Origin of the sequence: Arthrobacter sp. LAR12-1-1.1, assembly GCF_040676555.1 — a bacterium.
GTDB lineage: Bacteria > Actinomycetota > Actinomycetes > Actinomycetales > Micrococcaceae > Arthrobacter.
This window is the reverse complement of sequence record NZ_JBEGIG010000006.1, coordinates 41591-65550: the sequence shown is the minus strand read 5'-3', so window position 1 is coordinate 65550 and position 23960 is coordinate 41591. Positions and strand designations below refer to the sequence as shown.

At 67.4% G+C, this 23960-nt stretch carries 18 protein-coding genes; 5 read left to right on the top strand and 13 right to left on the bottom strand.

Going from position 1 to position 23960, the window contains the following annotated elements; all coding sequences use genetic code 11:
- Nucleotides 1–3 precede the first annotated feature (3 nt).
- The 4 genes from dxs to MRBLAR12_RS06425 all read right to left on the bottom strand — a co-directional run bounded on the left by dxs (nt 4) and on the right by MRBLAR12_RS06425 (nt 8592).
- On the bottom strand, nt 4–1977 hold the full coding sequence (dxs, locus tag MRBLAR12_RS06440) for a 1-deoxy-D-xylulose-5-phosphate synthase (RefSeq protein WP_229993270.1): 1974 nt from the start codon (nt 1975–1977) through the stop codon (nt 4–6).
- Nucleotides 1978–2188: 211 nt separating this feature from the next.
- Nucleotides 2189–5002: an aconitate hydratase gene (locus MRBLAR12_RS06435; RefSeq protein ID WP_229993269.1), complete on the bottom strand. Its 2814-nt coding sequence runs from the start codon at nt 5000–5002 to the stop codon at nt 2189–2191.
- Between the two features lie 219 nt (nt 5003–5221).
- Complete coding sequence (locus MRBLAR12_RS06430; protein WP_364744484.1) at nt 5222–6619, bottom strand: class I SAM-dependent RNA methyltransferase; 1398 nt, start codon at nt 6617–6619, stop codon at nt 5222–5224.
- Nucleotides 6616–8592, bottom strand: a complete 1977-nt coding sequence (locus tag MRBLAR12_RS06425) for an APC family permease (protein WP_229993290.1) — start codon at nt 8590–8592, stop codon at nt 6616–6618. Before MRBLAR12_RS06425 ends, MRBLAR12_RS06430 begins: the two co-directional genes overlap by 4 nt.
- A 154-nt stretch (nt 8593–8746) precedes the next feature.
- Here MRBLAR12_RS06425 and MRBLAR12_RS06420 point away from each other — a divergent pair, with 154 nt between their 5' ends.
- Complete coding sequence (locus MRBLAR12_RS06420) at nt 8747–9418, top strand: potassium channel family protein (RefSeq protein WP_229993267.1); 672 nt, start codon at nt 8747–8749, stop codon at nt 9416–9418.
- Nucleotides 9419–10162: a potassium channel family protein gene (locus tag MRBLAR12_RS06415; protein WP_364744482.1), complete on the top strand. Its 744-nt coding sequence runs from the start codon at nt 9419–9421 to the stop codon at nt 10160–10162.
- An 83-nt stretch (nt 10163–10245) separates the two neighbouring features.
- Here the strand turns inward: MRBLAR12_RS06415 and MRBLAR12_RS06410 are convergent, their stop codons facing one another.
- From MRBLAR12_RS06410 to dut, 4 genes are all read right to left on the bottom strand, one after another.
- Nucleotides 10246–11061 carry a DUF3159 domain-containing protein gene (locus MRBLAR12_RS06410; RefSeq protein WP_229993265.1) on the bottom strand — a complete coding sequence of 272 codons (816 nt, stop codon included), beginning with the start codon at nt 11059–11061 and terminating at the stop codon, nt 10246–10248.
- Nucleotides 11058–11513 (bottom strand): hypothetical protein, encoded by a 456-nt coding sequence (locus MRBLAR12_RS06405; RefSeq protein ID WP_229993264.1) that lies wholly within the window; start codon nt 11511–11513, stop codon nt 11058–11060. The genes MRBLAR12_RS06410 and MRBLAR12_RS06405 overlap by 4 nt, the downstream gene beginning before the upstream one ends.
- Complete coding sequence (locus MRBLAR12_RS06400) at nt 11506–12237, bottom strand: DUF3710 domain-containing protein (protein ID WP_229993263.1); 732 nt, start codon at nt 12235–12237, stop codon at nt 11506–11508. The genes MRBLAR12_RS06405 and MRBLAR12_RS06400 overlap by 8 nt, the downstream gene beginning before the upstream one ends.
- A gap of 247 nt (nt 12238–12484) precedes the next feature.
- Nucleotides 12485–13003 carry a dUTP diphosphatase gene (gene dut / locus MRBLAR12_RS06395; protein ID WP_229993262.1) on the bottom strand — a complete coding sequence of 173 codons (519 nt, stop codon included), beginning with the start codon at nt 13001–13003 and terminating at the stop codon, nt 12485–12487.
- A gap of 155 nt (nt 13004–13158) precedes the next feature.
- On the opposite strand from dut, the gene MRBLAR12_RS06390 reads away from it, so the two are divergent.
- A complete protein-coding gene (locus MRBLAR12_RS06390) occupies nt 13159–13644 on the top strand; it encodes a DUF3093 domain-containing protein (RefSeq protein ID WP_229993261.1) in 486 nt (161 codons plus the stop codon).
- Between the two features lie 71 nt (nt 13645–13715).
- Here MRBLAR12_RS06390 and MRBLAR12_RS06385 read toward each other — a convergent pair whose 3' ends face one another.
- Complete coding sequence (locus MRBLAR12_RS06385; RefSeq protein ID WP_229993260.1) at nt 13716–14015, bottom strand: DUF4193 domain-containing protein; 300 nt, start codon at nt 14013–14015, stop codon at nt 13716–13718.
- A 332-nt stretch (nt 14016–14347) separates the two neighbouring features.
- On the opposite strand from MRBLAR12_RS06385, the gene sepH reads away from it, so the two are divergent.
- A complete protein-coding gene (gene sepH / locus MRBLAR12_RS06380) occupies nt 14348–15772 on the top strand; it encodes a septation protein SepH (RefSeq protein ID WP_229993259.1) in 1425 nt (474 codons plus the stop codon).
- Nucleotides 15773–15836: 64 nt separating this feature from the next.
- Here sepH and MRBLAR12_RS06375 read toward each other — a convergent pair whose 3' ends face one another.
- The 3 genes from MRBLAR12_RS06375 to MRBLAR12_RS06365 form a co-directional block, all read right to left on the bottom strand.
- Nucleotides 15837–17132 carry an alkaline phosphatase family protein gene (locus MRBLAR12_RS06375; protein ID WP_229993258.1) on the bottom strand — a complete coding sequence of 432 codons (1296 nt, stop codon included), beginning with the start codon at nt 17130–17132 and terminating at the stop codon, nt 15837–15839.
- A gap of 1 nt (nt 17133) precedes the next feature.
- Nucleotides 17134–17877, bottom strand: coding sequence for a DUF5998 family protein (locus tag MRBLAR12_RS06370; protein ID WP_229993257.1), 744 nt, complete (start codon nt 17875–17877; stop codon nt 17134–17136).
- Between the two features lie 102 nt (nt 17878–17979).
- Nucleotides 17980–20691 (bottom strand): GNAT family N-acetyltransferase, encoded by a 2712-nt coding sequence (locus MRBLAR12_RS06365; RefSeq protein WP_364744474.1) that lies wholly within the window; start codon nt 20689–20691, stop codon nt 17980–17982.
- A 67-nt stretch (nt 20692–20758) separates the two neighbouring features.
- Between MRBLAR12_RS06365 and MRBLAR12_RS06360 the strand changes: the two genes are divergently transcribed.
- On the top strand, nt 20759–23287 hold the full coding sequence (locus tag MRBLAR12_RS06360) for a DNA gyrase/topoisomerase IV subunit A (protein ID WP_364744471.1): 2529 nt from the start codon (nt 20759–20761) through the stop codon (nt 23285–23287).
- Nucleotides 23288–23510: 223 nt separating this feature from the next.
- Here the strand turns inward: MRBLAR12_RS06360 and MRBLAR12_RS06355 are convergent, their stop codons facing one another.
- Nucleotides 23511–23894, bottom strand: coding sequence for a VOC family protein (locus tag MRBLAR12_RS06355; RefSeq protein WP_229993254.1), 384 nt, complete (start codon nt 23892–23894; stop codon nt 23511–23513).
- Nucleotides 23895–23960: the final 66 nt, after the last annotated feature.

Genomic DNA, 23960 nt, shown 5'->3' with positions numbered 1-23960 from the left:
TGGCTACAGCGTCGGCAGGCTGCCGGTGCTGGGGTGTTCCTGGCCGGGCAAGGGGCGCGCAAACGGCACCTTTGTGCCCAGGACCTGGGCGACGACGTCGTGCGTGATCTTCTGGGCGGTCAGCCCGACGCGTTCGAGCACCTGGTTGCGGGTGCCGTGATCGAGGAACTCCACCGGGAGGCCGACCTCGTTGAGGGCGGTGTCCACGCCCGCGGCACGCATCTCCTGGCGGATCCGGGAGCCGACGCCGCCGGCCCGCACACCATCCTCGATGCAGATGACCAAGCGGTGGCGTGCGGCGAGATCGATGATGGAACGCCGGACCGGGAGGACCCAGCGCGGATCCACCACCGTGGAACTGATGCCTTGGGCACCGAGCCGGTTGGAGACGTCCAGCGCGAGTTCAGACATGGCGCCCACGCTGACGATCAGGACGTCGTTCTCGCTGGAGCCCGCGGGACGGCGTGCCAGCACGTCCACGCCGTCGTCCAGGCGTTCGACCGCCTCGATTTCGGCACCGACGCTGCCCTTGGAATAGCGGATCACGCTCGGGGCGTCTTCGATGGCCACGGCCTCGCGCAGTTCCTCCCGCAGCCGGGTGGCGTCGCGCGGTGCCGCGAGGTGCAGCCCGGGGACGATCTGGACCATGGCCATGTCCCACATGCCATGGTGGCTCGCGCCGTCTGGTCCGGTGACGCCGGCCCGGTCCAGCACGATCGTGACGCCGGCTTTATGCAGGGCCACATCCATCAGCAACTGGTCGAACGCACGGTTCAGGAAGGTCGCGTAGACCGCGACCACCGGGTGCAGTCCCCCGAACGCCATGCCGGCAGCCGAGGTGAGGGCGTGCTGCTCGGCGATGCCGACGTCGAACACACGCTCCGGGTGCCGGGCGGCGAACTTGTGCAGCCCGACCGGAATCAGCATGGCGCCGGTGATCCCGACGATGTCCTGGCGCTCGTCGGCGATGTCGGCGATCTCGTCGGCGAACACGGCGGTCCAGGATTTGGCGCCGCCGGCCTCGGTGGGTGCGCCGGTCTCCGGATCAATAATGCCCACGGCATGGAACTGGTCAGCTTCATGGGCGCGGGCCGGGGCGTAGCCGTGGCCCTTTTCCGTCATGGCGTGCACGATCACGGGGCCGGCGTAGTTCCTGGCTGTGGAGAGTGCGTTTTCCATGGCCTGGAGGTCATGGCCGTCGACGGGACCGATGTACTTCATGCCAAGGTCCTCGAACATGCCCTGCGGGGCCCACCAGTCCTTGAGGCCCTTCTTCATGGCGTGCAGGCTCTTGTAGGTGAACTGGCCCGCGGGGCCGCCGTTCTGCAGTTTGCGCTTCCACCACTCGAGGGTGCCTTCGTAGGAGGGGGCGGCGCGGAGGGAATCGATGGTGGGGCGCAGGGACGCGAGGTAGTCGGCGAACCCGCCGACTGTCGCGGCGTAGGAACGGCCGTTGTCGTTGACCACAATCACGACGCGGCGTTTCTTGTCCGCCGCAATGTTGTTGATGGCCTCCCAGGCCATACCGCCGGTCAGGGCGCCGTCGCCCACCACCGCGACGACGAAGCGGTCGCCGTCGCCGGTCAGCTGCCGGGCGCGGGAGATGCCGTCGGCCCAGGACAGCGACGAGGACGCGTGCGAGCTTTCGACGATGTCGTGCTCGGATTCGCCGCGGTCGGGGTAGCCGGACAGGCCGCCCTGCTGGCGGAGCGTGCTGAAATCCTGCCGTCCGGTGAGGAGCTTGTGCACGTAGGACTGGTGCCCTGTGTCGAAGACGATGCTGTCGCGGGGGGAATCGAAGATCCGGTGCACCGCGATGGTGAGCTCGACGACGCCGAGGTTGGGGCCCAGGTGCCCTCCCGTCTGGGAGACGTTGCCGATCAGGAAATCCCTGACCTCGGCTGCCAGTTGATCCAGCTGCGCCCCGGACAACTTACTCAGGTCCTGCGGATTCCGGATGGTGTCCAAGATTCCCAACGGCCCCTCCTTCGGGTGGTAGACATACCTTTTAACTCTAACGCCTCCGGGCGAGCCGCCGCGCCGGAGCCTGCACCGGTCCCCCGCACCGTCCCGGAACCTGTCCAAAACCGGTCCAGACCGGTCCAGAACCGGGAACGCAAAGGCCCCGGCCGGTCAGTGACCGGCCGGGGCCGTTGCGTGCGTTACCGAAACTGGCCGGCAGCTCCGCCTAGTGCGCGGAGATCTGGCGCAGGACGTACTGCAGGATGCCACCGTTGCGGTAGTAGTCCGCCTCGCCCGGGGTGTCGATGCGCAGCACAGCGTCGAAGGACGTGACGGTGCCGTCCTCGGCCGTGGCTGTGACCTTGAGGGTCTTCGGCGTAGTGCCTTCGTTCAGGGCGGTGACGCCCTCAACTGCGTAGGTTTCCGTGCCGGTCAGGCCCAGGCTGGCAGCATTCTGGCCGGCCGGGTACTGCAGCGGCAGGACACCCATGCCGATCAGGTTGGAGCGGTGGATACGCTCATAGCTCTCGGCCACAACAGCCTTGACGCCCAGAAGGGCGGTGCCCTTGGCGGCCCAGTCGCGGGACGAACCGGAGCCGTACTCCTTGCCTGCCAGGACCACCAGCGCGGTGCCGGCAGCCTGGTAGTTCTGCGCGGCGTCGTAGACGTAGGCCTGCGGGCCGTCGGCCTGGCTGAAGTCGCGGGTGAAGCCGCCCTCCACGCCGTCCAGGAGCTGGTTCTTGATGCGGATGTTCGCGAACGTGCCGCGGATCATGACCTCGTGGTTGCCACGGCGTGAGCCGTAGGAGTTGAAGTCCTTGCGCTCCACACCGTTGGCCAGCAGGTACTGCCCGGCCGGGGTGTCGGACTTGAAGGAACCGGCCGGGGAGATGTGGTCCGTGGTGACGGAGTCGCCGAGCTTAAGCAGCACGCGCGCACCGGTGATGTCCTGGACCGGCTCCGGCTGGGCCTTCATGCCCTCGAAGTACGGGGGCTTGCGGACGTACGTGGACTTCTCGTCCCAGGCGAAGGTGTCGCCGGCGGGGGTGTCGAGCGCCTTCCAGCGGTCGTCGCCCTCAAAGACGCCTTCGTAGCCGCGGGCGAACATTTCCTTGTCGATCGAGGAATCGATGACCTGCTGGACCTCGACCGGGTTCGGCCAGATGTCCTTCAGGAAGACGTCGTTGCCGGCCTCGTCCTGGCCCAGGGCGTCGTTGTCGAAGTCGAAGTCCATGGAGCCGGCCAGGGCGTAGGCGATGACCAGCGGCGGGGAGGCCAGGTAGTTCATCTTCACGTCCGGGTTGATCCGGCCTTCAAAGTTACGGTTACCCGACAGCACGGCCGTGACGGAGAGGTCGTTGGCCTGGATGGCCTCGGAGATCTCGGCGTCGAGCGGACCGGAGTTACCGATGCAGGTGGCGCAGCCGTAGCCCACGATGTAGAAGCCGAGCTTCTCCAGGTACGGGGTCAGGCCCGACTTGTTGTAGTAGTCGGTGACCACCTTGGAACCCGGGGCCACCGAGGTCTTGACCCACGGCTTGGACGTCAGGCCCTTGTCGACAGCATTGCGGGCCAGCAGTGCGGCGGCCAGCATCACGGACGGGTTGGACGTGTTGGTGCAGGAGGTGATCGAGGCGATCGACACTGCGCCGTGGTCCAGCTCGAATTCGCGTCCGTCCGCGGTCTTGACGCTGACCGTGTTGGACGGGCGGCCGTCGGACTTCGGGCCATGCCCGTGCGGGGCCACGTCACTCAGGTGCGAGGCTGAGGCGGTGAACGCGGGCGAGTCCGAAGCCGGGAAGCTTTCGTCGATCGCTTCGTCCAGGCTTCCGCCGGCCAGGTCTTCCTTCACGTAGTTGCGCAGGTCCTCGCGGAACTGGGCCTTGGACTCGGTGAGGATGATGCGGTCCTGCGGGCGCTTCGGGCCGGAGATCGACGGAACAACCGTGGACAGGTCCAGCTCGAGGTACTCGGAGAACTTGATCTCGCGGGAGGGATCGTGCCAGAGGCCCTGTTCCTTCGCGTAGGACTCCACCAGGGCGACGTTCTCCTCGGACCGGCCGGTGAGGCGCAGGTAGTCAAGGGTGACGTCGTCGATCGGGAACATCGCGGCCGTGGAGCCGAACTCCGGGCTCATGTTGCCGATCGTTGCACGGTTGGCCAGCGGCACAGCCGCGACGCCTTCACCGTAGAACTCGACGAACTTGCCGACCACACCGTGCTTGCGCAGCTGCTCGGTGATGGTCAGGACGACGTCGGTGGCGGTGGCGCCGGCCGGGATGGAGCCGGTGAGCTTGAAGCCCACGACGCGCGGGATGAGCATGGAGACGGGCTGGCCGAGCATGGCAGCCTCGGCCTCGATGCCGCCAACGCCCCAGCCCAGCACGCCCAGGCCGTTGACCATGGTGGTGTGCGAGTCGGTGCCGACGCAGGTATCCGGGTAGGCGCGGACAACGCCGTCAACTTCGCGGGTCATGACGGTGCGGGCCAGGTACTCGATGTTGACCTGGTGCACGATGCCGGTGCCCGGCGGGACGACCTTGAAGTCATCGAATGCCGTCTGGCCCCAGCGCAGGAACTGGTAACGCTCACCGTTGCGCTGGTATTCGATCTCCATGTTGCGCTCCAGTGCGCCGGAGTTGCCGAAGGCGTCAATCTGGACCGAGTGGTCAATGACCATTTCGGCCGGTGCCAGCGGGTTGACCCGCTTCGGGTCTCCGCCGAGCTCCTTGACGGCCTCACGCATGGTGGCGAGGTCAACGACGCAGGGCACGCCGGTGAAGTCCTGCATGATCACACGCGCCGGCGTGAACTGGATCTCGGTGTCGGGCTCGGCGCTGGGATCCCAGCCTGCCAGCGCACGGACGTGGTCGGCCGTAATGTTGGCACCGTCCTCGGTCCTCAACAGGTTTTCAAGCAATACCTTGAGGCTGAACGGAAGGTTTTCTGCACCTTCGACGGAGTTCAACCGGAAAATTTCGTATTCGGTTCCGGCTACATTAAGTTTGCCTTTTGAACCGAAGCTGTCCACAATGCTCATCGCAGGACTCCTCTCGCAACAGTTTCATCTTTGTCGCGCCGCAGGACCCTTGCTAGTTAGGTCGGCCTAACTAATACAGGCATCAGTACATCGTGGTACGCAATGCAGGTAAGAAACGCAGGGAACGGCCGATTAACGCCAAGTCATTAACAGCTGTGGTGATTTAACAGCTGTGGTGATGGAGCGCGACGACGGACTACTACGCCCATCCTAGTGGCATCACGGTTGGGGAGTCAGTAACGCCACAGTCTCCATGTGATGGGTGTGCGGGTACAGGTCGAAGGCACGCAGCCCGGCCATCCCCCAGCCGCCCTGCCGGAAGTAGCCGAGGTCGCGGGCGAACGAGGCCGGATCGCAGGAGACATACGCGATGGCCCGGGGACCGGCATCGATCAGCTGCTTGACTACCGCTTTGCCGGCGCCGGCACGCGGCGGGTCCAGGATCAGTGCGTCGAAGTTGCGCGGTTTCTGCCGCAGCACCCGTTCCACGCGGCCCTGGACGATCTCCACCTGGGCTGCGTCGTGCAGGTTCTTGCGTGCATCACGGCTGGTTCCGGGTGCCCCCTCGACCGAGAGCACGGATCCGGTCACGCCCACGGCATCGGCCAGCGGTGCCGTGAACAGCCCGGCACCGGCGTACAGGTCCGCCACCACCGAGCCCGGCTCGAGGTAGCCGCCGTCGTGCAGGAAGCCGGTAACGGCTCCGACGAGCGTCTCCGGGCCGTCCCGGTGGATCTGCCAGAAACCGTCGCCGGTAACCCGGTAGTCGTGGCCCGCCGCAGACTCCTGGACATAGGTACGGCCGCGCAGCTGCAGCACCTCGCCGGTGGCCGGGTCCAGGCTGGCCACCGAGACGTCGTCGGGCAGCTGGGCCAGGATGCCGCCGAGCCGCTTGGACCGGGTTCCCGGGGCGGGCACCAGCAGCACCAGCGGCCGGGAGCCGTTCGCCGGGGCGGCGACCTCGACCCGTTCGATGCCCTGCAGGTCGATTTCCCAGAGCCGGAGGGCGTTGATGCCCGCCACGGCCAGCGGCATTTCGCGCACGGGCAGGATGGCATCGGAGCGGTGGGCGTGCATGCCGAGCTTGCCCGCCGGCGTCACGGCAAAGCCGGCACGCGTCCGCCAGCCCAGGCCGGACACGGCGGCGCCAGCAGCGCCGTCAGTTGCGCCGCCGGCCCCGCCGTCGCCGGCCGCCGTGCCGACGGCTTCGACTGTGATCTGCCCTGCGGGCGAAAGGTCGACGCCGGCCAGCCGCTTGAGCTGTTCGGCCAGGACGTCGGCCTTGAGGCTGCGCTGGCGGGCCAGCGAAATGTGGCCAAGTTCGGCGCCGCCGACGGGCGGATGCCGGTGCGACCAGGAGCGCGCGGAATCGGCGAGGTCCCAGAAGTGGGGCACCCGGTCCGGCGAGGGCTCCAGGACCTCCACCACATCGGCGCGCCAGAACTTGGCGGCGGGGCCGTCGTCGGTGAGCCTGACCCTGACCCTCTCGCCGGGAATGCCGTGCCGGACGAACACGACGCGTCCCTCGTGCCGGGCAACGCAGTGCCCGCCGTGGGCGACGGGTCCGACGTCGACGACGAGATCGGTGTGGGCGTGCGTCCGGGTGTCGGGGGTCATTGGATATCCTGCAGTTTCTTGGCTTCTTCGGACGATTTCAACTGCCATGGCACGCTACACACCATGACGCCGGGCTCGAAGTGCAGCCGGGTCTTGATGCGCAGCGCGGTCTGGTTGTGGACCAGCTGCTCCCACCATTTGCCCACGACGTACTCCGGGATGTAGACCACGATCAGGTCGCGCGGCGAATCCCGGCGCATGTTCTTGATGTACTCCATGATCGGAGTCACCGTTTCGCGGAAGGGGCTGGCAAGCACGGTCAGGGGCACCGGGATTTCGAGCTTCTCCCAGTCCGCGACAGTCGCCTCGGTCTCCTCGGAACTGATGTCCACGGTAATGGCGTCCAGCCGCGACGGGCGGGAGGCCCGGGCATAGGCCAGGGCGCGCAGGACCGGCTTGCGCACGTGCGAGACGAGCAACACGGCGTGCACCCGGGTGGGCAGCGCGCGCGGCGAGGAGTCCTCGTCGACGGCGAGTTCCTTGGCCACGTTGTCATAGTGCGCCCGGATGCTCCACATGATCAGGAACAGCACGAACATGGCCAGCAGCGCGATCCAGGCCCCCTGTGTGAACTTGGTGATCAGGACGATCACCAGGACCAGGGCGGTCATGCAAAAGCCCACCGTATTTATGGTCCGGGACTTGATGATGCGCCGCCGCACGGCGGGGTCCTTGGACAGTTTCAGTTCCCGGCCCCAGTGCCGGATCATGCCCAGCTGGCTCATCGTGAAGGAGATGAAGACGCCCACGATGTAGAGCTGGATGAGCTTTGTGACGTCGGCGTTGAAGGCGAGGATCAGGACGATGGCGCCTGCCGCCAGTGCCAGGACGCCGTTGCTGAAGGCCAGCCTGTCGCCACGGGTGCGCAGCTGGCGCGGCAGGTAGCCGTCCTGGGCCAGGATGGAGCCGAGCACCGGGAAACCGTTGAACGCCGTGTTGGAGGCGAACACCAGGATGACGCCGGTGGCGGCCACCACGATGTAGAACGGGATGGAGCCTGGGCCGAAGACGGTCTGCGCGATCTGGCTGATGGCCGGATTCTGGATGTACCCCTCCTCCAACGGTTTGCCGTCCAGGAGGAATTCCGTTGCCGGATCCAGCACGATGTGCACATTGGTGGCGTTGGCCAGGTAGATGATGCCGGCGAGCATGGCGGAGGCAATCACGCCGAGCAGCAGCAGCGTGGTGGCTGCGTTCTTGCTCTTGGGCTTCTGGAAGTTGGGCACACCGTTGCTGATGGCCTCGACACCGGTCAGGGCCGCGGCGCCGGAGGAGAAGGCCCGCAGCAGCAGGAAGGCGCCGGCGAGCCCGACGAGTCCTTCGTCGAAGCCCGGCTCCGGCACGATCTCGAACGCCGCCGACGGCGCCTGCCCCAGCTGGCCGGTTACCGACTGGAAAACCCCGACGGCGGTCATGCCGAGGATGGAGGCCATGAAGATGTAGGTCGGTACGGCGAAAACGCTGCCGGCTTCCTTGATGCCGCGCAGGTTCACGAGGGCCAGGATGATGACGCCGATCGTGGCAATCGCCGCCTGCTGTCCGTGCAGCGAGGGCACGGCGGTGGTCAGGTACGTCGCGGCCGAGGACATGGACACGGCCACGGTCAGCACGTAGTCAACCAGCAGCGCCGAGGCCACGGTCAGGCCTGCATACTTGCCGAGGTTGACGTTGGCGATCTCGTAGTCACCGCCGCCGGAGGGGTAGGCGTGGACGTTCTGGCGGTAGGAGGCCACGACGGTCAGGAGCACCACCATGACGGCGAGGCCTACCCACGGCGAGAGGGCCACTGCGCTCACGCCGGCCAGGGCCAGGGTCAGGAGGATTTCATCGGGCGCATAGGCCACGGAGGACAAAGCGTCCGAGGCGAAAATGGGCAGCGCGATCCGCTTCGGCAAGAGGGTGTGGGCCAGACGGTCGTTCCGGAAGGGCTTGCCTACCAGCACCCGCTTCACGGCATTGAAAATTGTCAGCACCACACAAAACTAGTCTGATTCGGACGCGATGTCATGACGGCGAAGTTGGCGTCCGCAAGGTCGTCGCCCGGCGCCCCGTGGCCGTGGCCTCCCGGCGCCGCGTGGCCGGTAGAGTTTTACGCAGTATCAGACGCAGAACCAAGAGGAGGCCCATGTGGCGCACTTCGTGATCATGGGTTGTGGCCGTGTCGGGTCAACCCTGGCACACACGCTCGAGGACGCCGGCCATTCGGTGGCCATCATCGACCAGGATGACCGCGCCTTCCGGCGGCTCCGCACGGGGTTTTCCGGACGGAAGGTCACCGGGGTCGGGTTTGACCGCGAGACGATGAAGCGGGCCGGCGTCGAGGAAGCCTATGCCTTCGCCGCCGTTTCCAGCGGCGACAACTCCAACATCCTCGCCACCCGGGTGGCACGGGAGACCTTCCACGTTCCTCATGTGGTGGCCAGGATCTACGATCCGGGCCGCGCCGAAATCTACCAGCGCCTCGGCATTCCCACGGTCGCCGCGGTCCGCTGGAGCGCCGACCAGGTACTGCGCCGCATCCTGCCCGAACAGCACATCGCCGGCGACTACCGGGAGCCCTCGGGCCGGCTGGTCCTCGCCGAGGTTGACCTTAACCCCGACTGGATCGGGCACCCGATCTCCTCGATCGAGAAGGCGGCCGGCATCCGGATCGCGTATCTGACCCGGTTCGGTGAGGGCATGCTGCCCGCTGCCAGCACGTCATATCAGGACGGCGACACCGTCCACGCCATGCTGAACGTGGACCGGAGCTCCGAGATCGGCCATATTCTCGCCAAATCCCCCGCCAAGGAGTCCTGAGTGAAAGTTGTCATCGTCGGTGCCGGAAGCGTCGGTTCCTCGATTGCCCGCGAGCTGTTGGCCCACAAGCACGAAATCCTGCTGATCGACGAGAAGCCGGAGGTCATCGGCCGCAGCGGCCTGCGCGGCGCGCACTGGCTGGTCGGTGATGCCTGTGAGCTGAGCACCCTGCAGGACGCCAAACTCGAGGACGCCGACGTCGTGGTCTCCGCCACCGGTGACGACAAGGTCAACCTCGTCGTCTCGCTGCTGGCCAAGACAGAATTCGGCGTCGGGCGCACCGTCGGCCGGGTCAACAACCCCAAGAACGACTGGATGTTCGATGACTCCTGGGGCGTCGACGTCGCGGTCAACACCCCGCAGCTCATGACCGCCCTGGTGGAGGAGGCGGTGGAGATCGGTGACCTCGTCCGGCTGCTGACGCTCCAGACCGGAGTGTCCTCGCTCGTGGAGTTCACCGTCCCGCACGACTCCCATGTGATCGGGCTGACCGTGGGCGATGTCCAGTGGCCCGAGGACTCCACCCTCGTGGCGATCCTGCGGGACCAGGCGCCCATCACACCGAGCCGCGACGACGTGATCGACGGCGGCGACGAACTGTTCTTTGTCACCACGATCGCGGCCGAGGACGAACTCCGCGCCCTGCTGGCACCCGAATCCCCGCTCGAGGACCAGCACCCGGTAACCTCGGACCAGCACGGCCACGGCACCCAGCCGGCCGCGGACGACGGGTTCGACGGCTAGGGCGGTTCCGCTCTCAATAGTTGCGCTATCAGTTATGGCCGTTCCCAAGGCTGGGAAACGGCCATAACTGATAGCGCATCAGGTCAGTTGGGCTCTTTGGCTCCGGCGGGCACCGGGGCCGGCCGGGTGAGCAGCCAGGCAATCCAGATGCCGAGGATGTAGAGCGGGGCGCCCATGAGGAGCCGGGTGGTGGCGAGGGCGGCGAAGCCCTGCTCCCCCATGAAGTACAGCGGCACCTGCACCACGAGCCGCAGGACCAGCACGGAAACTATCACCCAGGTGCCGATGCTGTAGGCCCTGACCCGTTTCGGGTCCTTGCGCCATTCCAGGCCCTCGTTGCGGATGAAGCCGAAGAGCAAGCCGGCGATCGGCCAGCGCACGAACACGGAGATGGACATGGCCAGGATGTAGCCGATGTTGGTGAAGAACCCCAAAACATAGAAGTTCTCTGCCTTGCCGGTCGAGGTGGCCAGCCATGCGGAGAGTCCGACGCCGATGAAACCCGCCAGCGCCTGCGTCAGCGGTTTGCGCTGGAGAAGCCGTGCCACGGTAAAGGCGGCGGCCACCGCCAGGGAAGCGATGACAGCCAGCGTCAGGTTTTCCCTGTCGATGGTGAAGGCAATCAGGAAGACGAGGCCCGGCAGGATGCTCTCGGCGATGCCCTGGATGCCGCCGGCGCTCTTGAGCACGTCGATGTTGCCGTTGCTCGACCGGTGCAGGCCGGCCTTGGCCGCGTAGTCCTGGGCAAGTTGGGCGACGCTTGGCTGGGCTGCGGCGGGCTGGGCTGCGGTGGGCTCGGAAATGTCCCGGTTGCCGCCCCCGGCTTCCCCCGGCTCCTGCCGGCCGGTGTCCCTGTCTTCCCGCTGGGGGGCCAGCTCGGGGGGTTCTGGCAAGGTCATTGCTCCTCCTGGCGGGAGAGTATTTCGTAGCGGGGATTGAAGATCGTGGGCAGCCCGTCGCGCATGGTGACCATGCCCTCGAGCCGGAGCTCCGTTCCGGCGTCGACGCCGGGGATCCGGCGCCGGCCCAGCCACACGACGCGCAGCCGTTCCTTGGGCCCGGTGGGCCGCTGGCGCTGCGCGCTGGGACGCACCCGGTGGGTGGACACGCCGTTGGCGGGCAGGCTGCTGGCCGTTCCGGCGCCGGCTCCGGCTTTGGCACTCAGGCCCGGGAAGCGGGTGACGGGGGCGGGCGTATCGTGATCGATCAGGATCGCGATGAAGGATGCCACCTGGTTGGCGGGCATGTACGTGACGGACTCGATGAAGCCATGGCACAGCACCCGCCCGCGGTCCGGCAGGTCCCGGACCGACACAGCGGCGGCGGCTTTCCTGCCGGCGGCATCAGCCAATCTGGGTTATCTCCGGTCCGCGTTCGGGCTGTTCGAACTCGGGGGCCGCCTGCGGCGACGGGGCGGCCGCGGTGTCCTTGGGCAGGCGCAGCTGGAGCAAATCGCGCGGCGGCATGGGGTTCTCGCCGCGGACCACGACGATCTGCCGGAACAGCCCTTCCAGCCCGGCCGCGGCGTCGCGGTCCAGGGCTGCCTCGCCGCCGAAGACGCCGCGGAGGAACCAGCGCGGGCCGTCGACGCCGATGAAGCGGGCCACGCGGTACCCCTGGCTGCCGTCCGCGCCGCCGGCGGGAAGCTTGGCCACGAGTTCGGTGCCGAAGCTGCCCTCAACCTCCTCGACCTGGCCGCCCTGGCTGCCGACCGACTGGCCGATCTGCTCACGGATTTCGTCCCACAGGCCCTCGGAGCGGGGGGCGGCGAAGGCCTGCAGCTGCAGGCTCGAGCCCTCCAGGTCCATGGTGACGGCGACGACGCGCTGGCTCGCCTCTTCAACTTCCAGGCGGAGCTGGAGTCCCTCACGGGGTGCGATCAGCAGCGCACCGAGGTCCACGTACCCGTCCTGGTCGTCGATTTCCGAGACGTCGAAGGGACCGGTCGCGGCCCGGCCGGCGGTTTTGGCTGCGTTCCCGGCCGGCGTCGCGGCGGCGTCAATAGCAGCTTCCGTGGCCTCGCCCGGCTCTGTCGGTTGCTCCTGCTTGGCTTTCCTGCCGCGCCCAAAAACCATGGGGTGTCTCCTTCAGTTGTGATCCTGTGCCGCCGCCCGGCGCCGTCCTGGCGCCTGTCCGCGTGGCCGCCCGCTACCCTGCGGCCGCCTGCTCATTTTTTCTGCACCGCTGATCTTGCCTCAGCGCCTGCCTTGCTTCCGTGTCTCATTGCTTCAGTGCCTGTGTTGCTTTAGTGCCTGTATTGCTTTAACGCCTGTGTGGCACGGCAAACCCTGAACGGCTCCCGTGGCCAGGCCGGGCCTGCGCTCAGGCCGGTCCGCCGAAACCGCCGGTCGAGCCGAAGCCGCCCCCGCCGCGAACCGAGCCGTCGAGCTCCTCGACCGGGAGGAATCTGGCGTACTCCACACGCTGAATGACCATCTGTGCAATTCTATCGCCGCGACGGAGCTCGATCGCTTCCTCCCGGTCCGTATTGAGCAGTGTCACCGCGATTTCTCCGCGGTAGCCGGCGTCTACCGTGCCAGGGGCGTTCACAACTGTCAGTCCGTGCTTGGTGGCGAGGCCGGACCGGGGGTGGATCAGCGCAACGAAGCCATCCGGGAGCGCAATCGAGACGCCCGTGGGAACGAGGCGGCGCTCCCCCGGTGCGAGGACGACGTCCTCGCGGGCGCGAAGGTCGGCGCCGGCGTCCCCCGGGTGTGCATACGACGGCGGCTCAAGCCCGTCGTCGAGCATTTTCAGCTGTACCGTCAAGGTGGGCGTTCCGTAGGCTGCGTCGCTGGCCGTCAATGCGGCACTGGCGACGGCGGTGTTTTCTTCAGTCACAGTCCCTCACTCTAACTCCCGTAGGGATCATCGTCCTAGCCGCCGCTGGCCTGCCCGCGCACGCCGCCCACGGGATTGGAGCGGGCTCGATGCGGCGTTGGAGCCGGCCGTGGGGCCGAGATGAAATACCCCGGGAAAGATGAAAAGCTGTGCTTATGCCCGAATCCAGCGCAGCTGCGCCTGCACCAAAGAACGCCCCGAGCGACTCCACTGTCCTTTACGCCGAGAAGCTCTGGCCGAACTTCTGGATCTGGCTGGTGTCGGCAGGGTTCTCCAGCGCCGGGATCCTCATGCTGGCACCCATCAGCATCTGGGCCGGCATTACCGCGGCGATCGTGCTCTTCGTCGTCATTTCCGTGCTGCTGGTGCTGTCCACGCCGTCAATCACTGTCACCAGGACCACTCTGAAGGTGGGCCGGGCCTCGATTGAACGCGGGTTCCTGGGCAAGGCCACGGCGTTCCGGGGCAAGGAAGCGACGGCGGAACGGGGCACGCGGCTCAATGGGCTGGCGTTCTTGTGTATCCGCGGATGGGTGGATCCGGTGGTCCGGATCGAGATCGAGGACCCCTCGGATCGCACCCCGTACTGGCTCACGTCCACCCGCCACCCGGAGCAACTTATCGCCGCGCTCAACTCCTAGTTCCTCTCCGCCTCCTACCCGCCGGGCACAGGGTTTTGAGATCCGGGTTCCTGATCAGGGCTGCCGCCTGTCTAGCCCTCGCAATCCCTGCAGTACTTAAGGCCGTCCTTTTCGCGGGCAATCTGCGAACGGTGGCGGACGAGGAAGCAGGAGGCACAGGTGAATTCGTCTGCCTGGGCGGGCATGACCCGGACCAGCAGTTCCTCCCCGGACAGGTCAGCGCCGGGAAGTTCGTAGCCTTCGGCGAGGTCGGACTCATCTTCATCCACCACTGCGGAAGGCTTCTCCGTACGCCGCGCCTTCAGAGCCTCAATCGAATCCTCGCTGAGGTCTTCTTCGGTCTTACGCGGCGCATCGTAATCAGTCGCCATTATTTGTTGCTCACACTCCGCATTCGTTCGATTGATTCGCCGCTCCAGGTTGGCCCGTCGGGATGGTAACCCTGGGCTCCGGGAGCGGTTCACCGATGTCAACGCCGGACATGCGGTTTTTGTGCCCGGTGTCGGTCATTTTTGCTTAAGCGCCTCCCGAATGCCAGAGCCCGCCGGTCCCCTTCCCACGATCTCTTCCGCACACCGGCCAAAACCGGCGGAAAGACGCGGAAAGTCGCGGAAAATCACGGCGCGCCTGCCGTCCTAACCCGAAATGTGTCCCGCTGGTGGCAGAGTTTCGATTGTTAGCAATGCCAGGGTGGAGGATTTGTATGCAGGATCTACGGCTTGTAGGCGTCCACGACGACGGAGAGCATCTCCTGTTGAGTGGCACCGGCGGCGAGATGTTCCAGCTGCCGATCGATGAAGCACTTAGGGTGGCAGCCAGCCGGATGTCGGCGAAGTCCGCGTCCAGCGCGGCCGCAGCCCCTATTGCCATGTCTCCGCGCGACATCCAGACCAGGATTCGCAACGGAGCCACCGCCGCCGAGGTGGCGGAGCTGTCCGGAATTCCGCTGGAGAAAGTCCAGCGCTATGAGGGCCCAGTCCTGGCCGAACGCGAGTACATCGCCCAGCAGGCCCGCAAGGTGGAGGTTGCCTCCCCCGCCCCGGGCCACGACGTCTACCGCTCCGTGTTCGGTGAAAACCCGGCGTCGCTCAGCGACATGGTCGAGCACCGCCTCAGGGCTTACGGCGTCGAACCCTCAACGCTGGAGTGGGATTCCTGGCGACGTCCCGACGGCAGCTGGAACGTGGTGGCCCGCTTCGAGCCCAAGCCCGGCGGTCCGGCCGGGATCGGCGAGGAGCCGCCGGCCATGTGGACCTTCCACCCCGCCCGGAAGTCCCTGCAAAACGCTAACCGCTGGGCCCAGCAACTGAGCGAACTCGAGCCGCTCGAGGGTCCCGTGCCGGCCCGGCGCCTCACGGCCGTCTCCGACCGGCCCTTTGACTTTGAAACCGATGCCGAGGCCGCAGCCCGCACAGCGACCGGCCAGCACAGCATTATTCACCAGATGCTTCTTCAGCAGGACAGGATCCACCAGGAACAGGACGCCGACGGGCTGCTGGACATGCTGCGTTCCCGCCGCGGCCAGCGGATCGGGGTGGACGAGGACGCGGATGACGCCTTGGCCACGCTCCTGACCACTGGCGTTCCCGCGGCCCACCCCCGTCCGGCAGAGGTGCCCGAGGCGCCCGAGGTTCCACAGGCGACGGAACCGCAGTCCATCTCCGAAGCCGCTGCGGCCGACGAACCCGACCCTGCCGAAGCTGACGCTGCCCTCATCCAACCCGGGCAGCCAGAGGTTCCGGCCCTGGAGGCCGCAGCCCCGTCGGAAACCGATGCCTTCGCCCGGCGCCGCGATGGAAGGCCGTCAATGCTTTCCCGCCTGAGCCTCGCTCCGCGCCTCCCGGAGGAGGACGATGCCCTGAGACTGCACGACGGCGTCAGCACCGAGACCCGGGAAGTCACCATCGCGGCCTCGCAGCTGCGCCCGGCGGGCAAAGCCCCCACCGCAAGCCCGGGCCTGGATGAATTGATCGGCGGCGGATCATCCCGGCGTCAGCACCGCGAGTCCCACGGCACTACCCGGAACGACGCCGGCACCGAGCAGCCGGAGCGCCAGCCGGCCAAGCCGAAGCGTTCCAGCGTTCCCAGCTGGGACGAAATCGTCTTCGGAACCCGCAACGACCAATAAGGGCGTCAGTCATGACGCCCAGGAACGCCTACGAACGGCTGCGACCCGCCGGGAAACCGGCCAGTCAGCCGCGCGGCGCTTTCTTGCCATCAGCCTGGAAGTAGAGCAGCGGCACTTCCCGCTCGGCTTTCGTCAGGGACCCGTGCTGGCCCACCACCTCCAAGGCAGTGGGCCGGACCCTGCGCGTATCGTAGAGCGCCAGCGAGTCCCGGGCCGCGATCATGATGTCACCGATCCGCAAGGCGGCCTCGGCCCGCACGTCACCGAACAGCCCGCCCGCGATCGCTTCCTCACGGGTGAAGGCCCATATTCTGTCTCCGAAACGGGACCGCCAGTTTGCCAGCAGGCGGGCGCGGGCGGCGTCGTCCCTTCCATCCTCGAGGTACAGGTGGACCATCCGCGGCTCCCCGGCGGTGTGGCGGACACCGGCCAGGAGCGCCGGCTCCGCGGAGTAGTCGATCCGCTGCGACTCGGGCACGTCCACCATGCCGTGGTCCGCCGTCAGCAGCACGGTGGTGCCGGCCGGCAGCGTGGCGTGGAGCCGCCGCACCGTGGCATCGAGTTCTTCGAGCTGGTGCTCCCACTGCGGTGACTGGCAGCCGTGGCGGTGCCCGGCCTTGTCGAGCTCATTGACATAGAAGTACATCAGCGAGGGCCCGGCGCCGGCCATGGCCTCGGCGGCCGCTTCGGTCCGGGCGTGCGATGTGGTTCCGGTGATGAAACGGCCTCCGCGGAGCGCGGCCTCGGTCATAGCCGAGGTGCTGAACTGCGGGAGGCTGACGGTCGTGACATCGACGTGCTCCGCGGCCCTTTCGAAAACGGTGGGGAACGGCTGCCACGTCCGCGGGTCCACGCCGGCGTCCCAGTTGCCAAGCATGTTCACTACCCGGTCCTGATCCGGGTCCAGGACGTCGTAGCCCACCATGCCGTGCTGGCCCGCCGACAGTCCGGTGCCAAAGCTGGCGAGGGATGCCGCGGTGGTGGACGGGAAGGCCGAGTCCAGCGCCACGGGCACCTGGCCCTGGCCGGCCTGCACGAGGGTGCGCAGGAACGGGGTGTGGGCGATCTTCTGCTTCAACAGGCTGCGGCCCAGTCCGTCGGCCAGCACCACGCACACGCGTTTGGCGGGCGGAAGATTCAGTTTGTTTTCGAATCCCGGGACACCCAGGCTCGCCGCCGCGCTGGTCAGCACCTCGGCGATGGAGCGGTGCCCAAACGCCGGAGCGGCCGGGAGCGGGGACTGACCGACGCCGGCGGCCAACGGGGCGGGCAAGGCAGCACCGGCGGCGGCTGGCGAGGGACTTAGCAGCGGCTCTGGAAGCTGATCTTGGGCAGACGCGGGCTGACGGAGGTCAGCCATGTCAGCGCTGGTGGCCGCGGCTGAGGCGGTTCCCGAACACACCCATCCGCGGGCGGGGCGGCAGGCCGGGCCCGTTGTGCGGGACCGGGGCGGCGGAGCCGGTGTTCACTGCGCGCAGGGCACGGGCGAATAGCTTGGCGTCCTGCACGGCCTGCAGACCGTCCGCTTCGGCGCTGATCCGCAGGACGATGTCTTCCTGCGCGATGGTGCCGCTGTAGCCATGGTCGGCCTCGCACTGCGGGTCCCCGCAACTGGCCGGGCCCATATCGAGGCGCTGGCCGCCGGACCACGCGATGGACAGCGTCAGCTCCCGGACAGGGTCGGAGGGCTTGTAGTCCTGCGGCTGGGCGTAGACGTAGCTCAGGACCACCGAGCGGATCTGGGTGACGGGGACGGACTCGGTCGACACCTGGGCAACGGTCTGCTCACCGGCATCATCGAGCTGCTGGTCATCGACGTGGGTGATGACCAGCATGTCCTCGGTCAACACCAGGACAGTGATATGGCGGCGGACCTCGGCGCGGTCGAAGTGGGTCTCAAGATGCACCAGATGGGCCACGCAGTCGCGGCCATCCAGGGCATCGGCGACGACGTCAGCCACGAGCCGGGGGTAGAAACCGGCCTGCTGGAGCGACCCTTCCAGGCTCTGGCCCTGCGCACTGTGGTCATGGAGGCCGTGGTGGTGCGCGGTCTGGCGTGCGGGGGCGGTCGCCAGGGGCTTGGGTGTTGGAGGCTGGGAGCTCATAGTCTCCATTTTCACAGATCGGCTGGGGACTTGCTAACTGCACGGCCCCGGACGCGGGCGTCGGCTGAGGCGGCTGACCGGGCCGGACCCGCAACAACGGGCCTAGCTGCGCATCGCCCGTCGCGCACTGTCCGTCCGCTGGGCGGCGTTCGCGATCCTGACGTCGGCGGCAAGGATCGAGGCGCCGTCGGGCCCGGCTAGGACGGGATTGAAGTGCACCAGCGCGATCTCCGGATGGTTGTCCTTGAGCCTGGTGAGGCGGGCGGCGAGATCCTCCAGGGCCGTGACGTCTACGGCGGGGAGGCCCTGGTACCCGAAGAGCTTCCGCGACGCCCGGGGCGCCCGGATGAAGTCCTGGACGTCGGAGCCGGAGAGCGGCGGCACGCGGTGGGCCCAGTCATCGAGCAGGTTCACGGCGTCGCCGGCCAGGCCGAAGGAGATCACGGGCCCCAGCAACGGATCTTCAATGGCACGGAAGGTGCAGGCCTGCCCCACGGGCACCATCGTCTGCACTTCGAGGGACGGGGAGCCGTACCGCTCGAGCGACTTGCGCATCTGGTGCACGTTGTCCCGCAATGAATCGGCGTCCTGGATGTCCAGCCGCACGCCGCCGAGGTCCAGCCGGTGCCGCAGCGCCGGATCCGTGGTCTTCAGCGCCACGGGCCAGCCGAGCTGCTCGGCCGCTGCCACGGCCTCCTCCGCCGTCTCGAACCCGACGGACGGGACCAGCCGGATGCCGTAGTGGCCCAGCAGCCGCGCGGCCGTGTCCTGGTCCAGCCGGACGAGCTGCTCGCCGCCCACATTGCGCAGCAGCTGCTCCAGGTCCGCCCGGGCAGCCTCCGGGTGGCACCCTTCGGGTTCCACGAACAGGCCCTGATCCCGGTCCAGCCACTGGGCGTAACGCACGACGGCGGCCAGGGCCGCCACCGCCGCACCCGGGTTGGAGTAGCACGGAACAGGTGGAGCCAGCAGGAGCTGGTGTGGTTGCTCCGGTTCGGCGCCGACCATGCCTTCCACGTAAATGGAGGGATCAAGAATTCCGCTAAAGGCAGCAACCACCGGTTTGCCCGCCGCCGCGGAGCATTCGGCCAGCACGCCCGCGATCTTTTCGACCGTGAGACCGCGCGCCGGAAGCAACGCCACCACCGCCGCATGCACAGTGTCCGCGGTGAGGGTTTCCTGCAGGCTCCGCCGCAGCGCCGGCAGCGCCCGGGACATGCCGGCATCGAGGTCAACGTCGGCAACAATCCGCTCCACCCCAAGCCCCTGGCGGGCGGCGCTGTCCGCGACCACCTTGCCCAAGGCGCTCGAGTTGCTGAAAACGGCGATCCCGGCGCCCTTGGGCAGCGGCTGGCTGGACACGATCTGGGCGACGTCCATGAGCTCTTCGATAGTCTCGACCCGGATCACGCCGGCCTGCCGCATCATGGCGTCCAGTGCTTCCGGGGGCGCCTGGGTGGTGCGGACGGCGTGCCCCGGCGGCAGGTTCAGGCCCATGGCGTCGGACTTGGCCACAATCACCGGCTTGGTCCGGGCCAGGCGGCGGGCCAGCCGGGAGAACTTGCGCGGGTTGCCGATCGATTCCAGGTACAGGCCCACCGCCGTGGTGTCGGCGTCGTCCTCCCAGTACTGCATCATGTCGTTGCCGGAGACGTCGGCCCGGTTGCCGGCGGAGAGGAAGGTCGAGATGCCGACCCGGCGGCGGCTGGAGGCGGCGTAGAGGGAGACGCCGATCGCAGCCGACTGGCTGAACAGCCCCAGCCCGCCGCGGCGGGCCAGGGCCGGTGCCATCGAGGCGTTGAGGGACACGGCCGGGTTGGTGTTGACGATGCCCAGCGACGCCGGACCGATCACGCGCATGCCGTTGGCGCGGGCCTGCCGCACTAGTTCGCGCTGGCGGGCCAGGCCGCGTTCGCCGTCGTCCGCGTACCCGGAGGTGGCCACGACGATCCCCTTGACTCCAGCGGCGGCGCATTCCTGGACCACTTTGGGGACCTCGTCGTACGGGACCGCGATGATGGCGAGCGTGACCGGGCCGGGCACGTCGGAGAGCCGGGCGAAGGAGAGCATGCCTGCGAGTTCCAGGGCCTCCGGGTTGATCGCATAGACCGGGCCGCTGAACCTGCCTTCGATGACATGCTCGAGGAGCTGGTAGCCCACGGTGCCCCATTTGCGGCTGGCTCCGATCACGGCCACGGACGACGGGGCGAGCAGTTCCTGGATGCTGCGGGCCTCGGCGCGGTGCTCGCGGGATTCCATCACGGCACGGGACTTGTCGGTGGGGTCGATGTTGAACTCGAGGCTGACCACGCCGTCGTCGAAGTGCCGTTTGACGTCGTAGCCGGCATCGGAGAAGACCATGAGCATCTTGCGGTTCTCCGGGAGCACCTCGGCGCTGAACTTGCGGATCCCGTTCTCGCGGGCGGCGGCGGCGAGGTGCTCGAGAAGGATCGAGCCGATGCCGCGGCCCTGGTGGGCGTCGGCGATGTTGAAGGCAACCTCCGCCTCCGCCGGGTCATTCAGCCGGTCGTATCGGCCGATGCCCAGGATTTCGCCGCCAATGGTGATCACCAGGGCCACCCGGTCCTTGAAGTCCACCTCGGTGAATCGCTTGAGTTCCTTGCTGGAAAGCTTGGACTTGAAGGCGAAGAAGCGCATGTAAATGGACTTTTGGGACTGGCCCACGTGGAAGGCCTGGACCGCGTCTGCATCGGAGGGGTGGATGGGGCGCACATGCGCTGTGCCGCCGTCGCGCAGGACAACATCGGCTTCCCAATATTCCGGATATACGCCGTCCGCCGGCTGATCCACCATAGGCTTAGCCTAGTCATAAACTTACGCAGTACCCGTTCAGCACCCCTCAGAAGGATCCACCAGCCTTATGGCACGCCGCCAAACCACGCCCCCGGCAGGGGAAGCCAGTCAGGATTTCACCGAGAACATCGTCGATATCGATGTCACGTCCGAGATGGAAGGCTCGTTCCTCGAGTATGCCTATTCGGTGATCTACTCGCGGGCCCTCCCGGACGCCCGCGACGGGCTGAAGCCCGTACAGCGGCGCATTCTCTACATGATGTCCGACATGGGGCTGCGCCCGGACCGCGGCCACGTCAAGAGCGCCCGCGTGGTGGGCGAGGTCATGGGCAAGCTGCACCCGCACGGCGACGCCGCGATCTACGACGCCATGGTGCGCATGGCCCAGGACTTCTCCCTGCGGCTGCCGCTGATCGACGGGCACGGCAACTTCGGCTCGCTCGACGACGGCCCCGCGGCCCCCCGCTACACGGAAGCCCGGCTGGCAGCCGCGGCCCTGACCCTCACGGACCACCTCGACGAGGACGTCGTCGACTTCGTTCCCAACTACGACAACCAGCTGACCCAGCCGGAGGTGCTGCCGGCCGCGTTCCCCAACCTGCTGGTGAACGGCGCCACGGGCATCGCCGTCGGCATGGCCACCAACATGGCCCCGCACAACCTCATGGAAGTCATCGCCGCCGCCCGGCACCTGATTGAGAACCCGGACGCCACTCTTGAGGACATCATGAGGTTCGTCCCCGGCCCGGACCTGCCCACCGGCGGCCGGATCGTGGGCCTGGACGGCATCCGCGACGCCTACGCCACGGGCCGCGGCTCCTTCAAGACCCGGGCAAAGGTGGACATCGAGCAGCTCTCGGCCCGCCGCACCGGCCTGGTGGTCACGGAACTGCCGTACATGGTGGGCCCGGAGAAGGTGATCGAGAAAATCAAGGACGCCGTCAACGGCAAGAAGCTCACCGGCATCAGCGACGTCGTGGACCTCACGGACCGCAAGCACGGCCTGCGCCTGGTCATTGAGCTGAAGAACGGCTTCAATCCCACAGCCGTGCTCCAGCAGCTCTACCGCTACACCCCGATGGAAGACTCCTTCGGCATCAACAACGTCACCCTGGTCGACGGCCAGCCGCAGACCCTCGGGCTGCTCCAGTTACTCTCGGTCTACGTGGACCACCGGATCAATGTTGTCCGGCGCCGCACCGCCTTCCGGCTGGGCAAGAAGAAAGACCGCCTGCACCTGGTCGAGGGCCTCCTGGTCGCGATCGTGGACATCGACGAGGTCATCCAGATCATCCGGTCCTCCGACGAGGTTGCCGCGGCCCGGACGCGGCTGATGTCCATTTATGATCTCTCCGAGATCCAGGCCAACTACATCCTGGAACTGCGGCTGCGGCAGCTGACTAAATATTCACGGGTCGAGCTGGAGAAGGAGCAGGAGGAGCTCCGCCGGGAGATCGCCGAGCTGGAGGCTATCCTGGGCTCCCCTGCGCTGCTCCGTACCCTCGTGTCGGACGAGCTCGGCGAGATCTCTGAGAAGTACGGCACACCGCGCCGGACCGTGCTGCTGGAATCCGAGGCCGTCTCCCCCACCGTGGCAGCCGCAGTTGGTGCAGCCACCGGGGCCAAGGGCAAGGCCGCACCGCTGGCCCTTGAGATCGCGGACGATCCTTGCTGGGCCATCCTCACCGTGTCCGGCCAGATCGCCCGCACCGCCAGCCAGGACAGCCTGGCCGAGGCCGGTCCGCGGACCCGGCATGACGTTTTCTCCTCCGTGGTCAAGACCACCGCCCGCGGCGAGATCGCAGCAGTGACCTCGCAGGGCCGCATGCTGCGCCTGCAGGTCATGGACATGCCCGTGCTGCCGCCGACTTCGGGCACGCCGAACATGGCCGGCGGCGTACCGGCCAAGGATTTCATCACGCTCCTCAAGGGCGAGTCGCTTATGGCCTTCGCGCCGCTGGACCAGGTCCTCGCGATCGGAACCGCCCAGGGAGTGGTCAAGCGGGTGCAGCCGGACTATCCGCTGAACCGCGAGGACTGGGAAGTGATCGCGCTCAAGGACAAAGACACCGTGGTGGGCGTTGCACCCGCCGGGTCCGACGACGACGACCTTGTCTTCATCACGCGCCAGGCCCAGCTGCTGCGGTTCAGTGCCTCCGCCGTCCGCCCGCAGGGCCGGACAGCGGGCGGCATGGCCGGGATCAAGCTGGCCGCCGGGGACCGGGTGATGTTCTTCGGGGCCGCCAGTCCCGCGGACGCCGCCGCCGTCGTCGTGACCATCGCGGGGACGGACGGCGCCCTACCGGGCACGGCCCCCGGGGCTGCGAAGGTCACCGCCCTGGCCGAATACCCGGTCAAGGGCCGGGCCACTGCCGGGGTGCGGGCACACCGCTTCCTCAAGGGCGAGGACACGCTCCTCCTCGGCTGGGCCGGTCACGGTCCGGCCAAGGCTTCCTCACTCGCCGGTGTGGCCCGCTCACTGCCCGGCGAGCACGGCCGCCGCGACGGCTCCGGAATCCCGCTGTCCCAGGCGATCGACGCCATTGGACCCAGCATGGCGTGGTCAGAGGAACCCGAAGCCGGCACCGACCCGTAGCCGCGGGCACGCACGAAGCCCCGGGGATGCACGAGGCCCGGGGGTTGCATGAGGCCCGGCCGGAAACGCTTTCGCGATCCGGCCAGGCCTCGTGACCTTGGGTTGTGTTCGGGCCGCCTGCCCGGGGTCTCTGTCCGTTCGCCGTCTTCGGGCTCAGGGACGTGGCACCGTGTCCGGCAACCTCAGTCCCGGCAAGGCCGTGCCAGCATCCACCGGCCAGGCGCTAGGTCAGGGAGACGAGGCTCAGGATGTTGCCCTCCGTGTCCAGGAACCACGCGGCCGAGCTTCCGTCCGGAGTGGTGGCGATGCCGCCCTCGGTTTTTAGGCCCGGGAAATCGTATTCCTCGAAAACGACTCCCTTGGCGCGGAGTTCCGCAACGGCGCCCGGCACGTCATCGACCATCCAGCCGATCTGCGTGTTCTTGGCTGTTCCGGCATTGGGCGTCTGGTACAGCAGGAACGCGGTTCCTCCGCCGCATTTGTACTGCAGGTTGTCCTCGGCGTCCGGGTTTTCGGGTTCGAGCCCGAGCTTATCCCGGTAGAAATCCCGTGCACGGGCGATGTCCGCTGCCGGTAGCACTGCGCCGACTTGCTTGTCCTTGAGCATGGCTATTCACTTTCCAGGCCCGCCCCCCGGAAGGAATAATACTCCTCCACGTGCCGCACGTACCTG

What these genes read in the sequence shown, in the direction of transcription:
- MRBLAR12_RS06435 (WP_229993269.1), bottom strand. Translation starts at nt 5,002, where the DNA reads ATGAGCATTGTGGACAGCTTCGGTTCAAAAGGCAAACTTAATGTAGCC.
- MRBLAR12_RS06430 (WP_364744484.1), bottom strand. Translation starts at nt 6,619, where the DNA reads ATGACCCCCGACACCCGGACGCACGCCCACACCGATCTCGTCGTCGAC.
- MRBLAR12_RS06410 (WP_229993265.1), bottom strand. Translation starts at nt 11,061, where the DNA reads ATGACCTTGCCAGAACCCCCCGAGCTGGCCCCCCAGCGGGAAGACAGG.
- MRBLAR12_RS06400 (WP_229993263.1), bottom strand. Translation starts at nt 12,237, where the DNA reads ATGGTTTTTGGGCGCGGCAGGAAAGCCAAGCAGGAGCAACCGACAGAG.
- MRBLAR12_RS06390 (WP_229993261.1), top strand. Translation starts at nt 13,159, where the DNA reads ATGCCCGAATCCAGCGCAGCTGCGCCTGCACCAAAGAACGCCCCGAGC.
- MRBLAR12_RS06385 (WP_229993260.1), bottom strand. Translation starts at nt 14,015, where the DNA reads ATGGCGACTGATTACGATGCGCCGCGTAAGACCGAAGAAGACCTCAGC.
- sepH (WP_229993259.1), top strand. Translation starts at nt 14,348, where the DNA reads ATGCAGGATCTACGGCTTGTAGGCGTCCACGACGACGGAGAGCATCTC.
- MRBLAR12_RS06375 (WP_229993258.1), bottom strand. Translation starts at nt 17,132, where the DNA reads ATGGCTGACCTCCGTCAGCCCGCGTCTGCCCAAGATCAGCTTCCAGAG.
- MRBLAR12_RS06370 (WP_229993257.1), bottom strand. Translation starts at nt 17,877, where the DNA reads ATGAGCTCCCAGCCTCCAACACCCAAGCCCCTGGCGACCGCCCCCGCA.
- MRBLAR12_RS06365 (WP_364744474.1), bottom strand. Translation starts at nt 20,691, where the DNA reads ATGGTGGATCAGCCGGCGGACGGCGTATATCCGGAATATTGGGAAGCC.
- MRBLAR12_RS06360 (WP_364744471.1), top strand. Translation starts at nt 20,759, where the DNA reads ATGGCACGCCGCCAAACCACGCCCCCGGCAGGGGAAGCCAGTCAGGAT.
- MRBLAR12_RS06355 (WP_229993254.1), bottom strand. Translation starts at nt 23,894, where the DNA reads ATGCTCAAGGACAAGCAAGTCGGCGCAGTGCTACCGGCAGCGGACATC.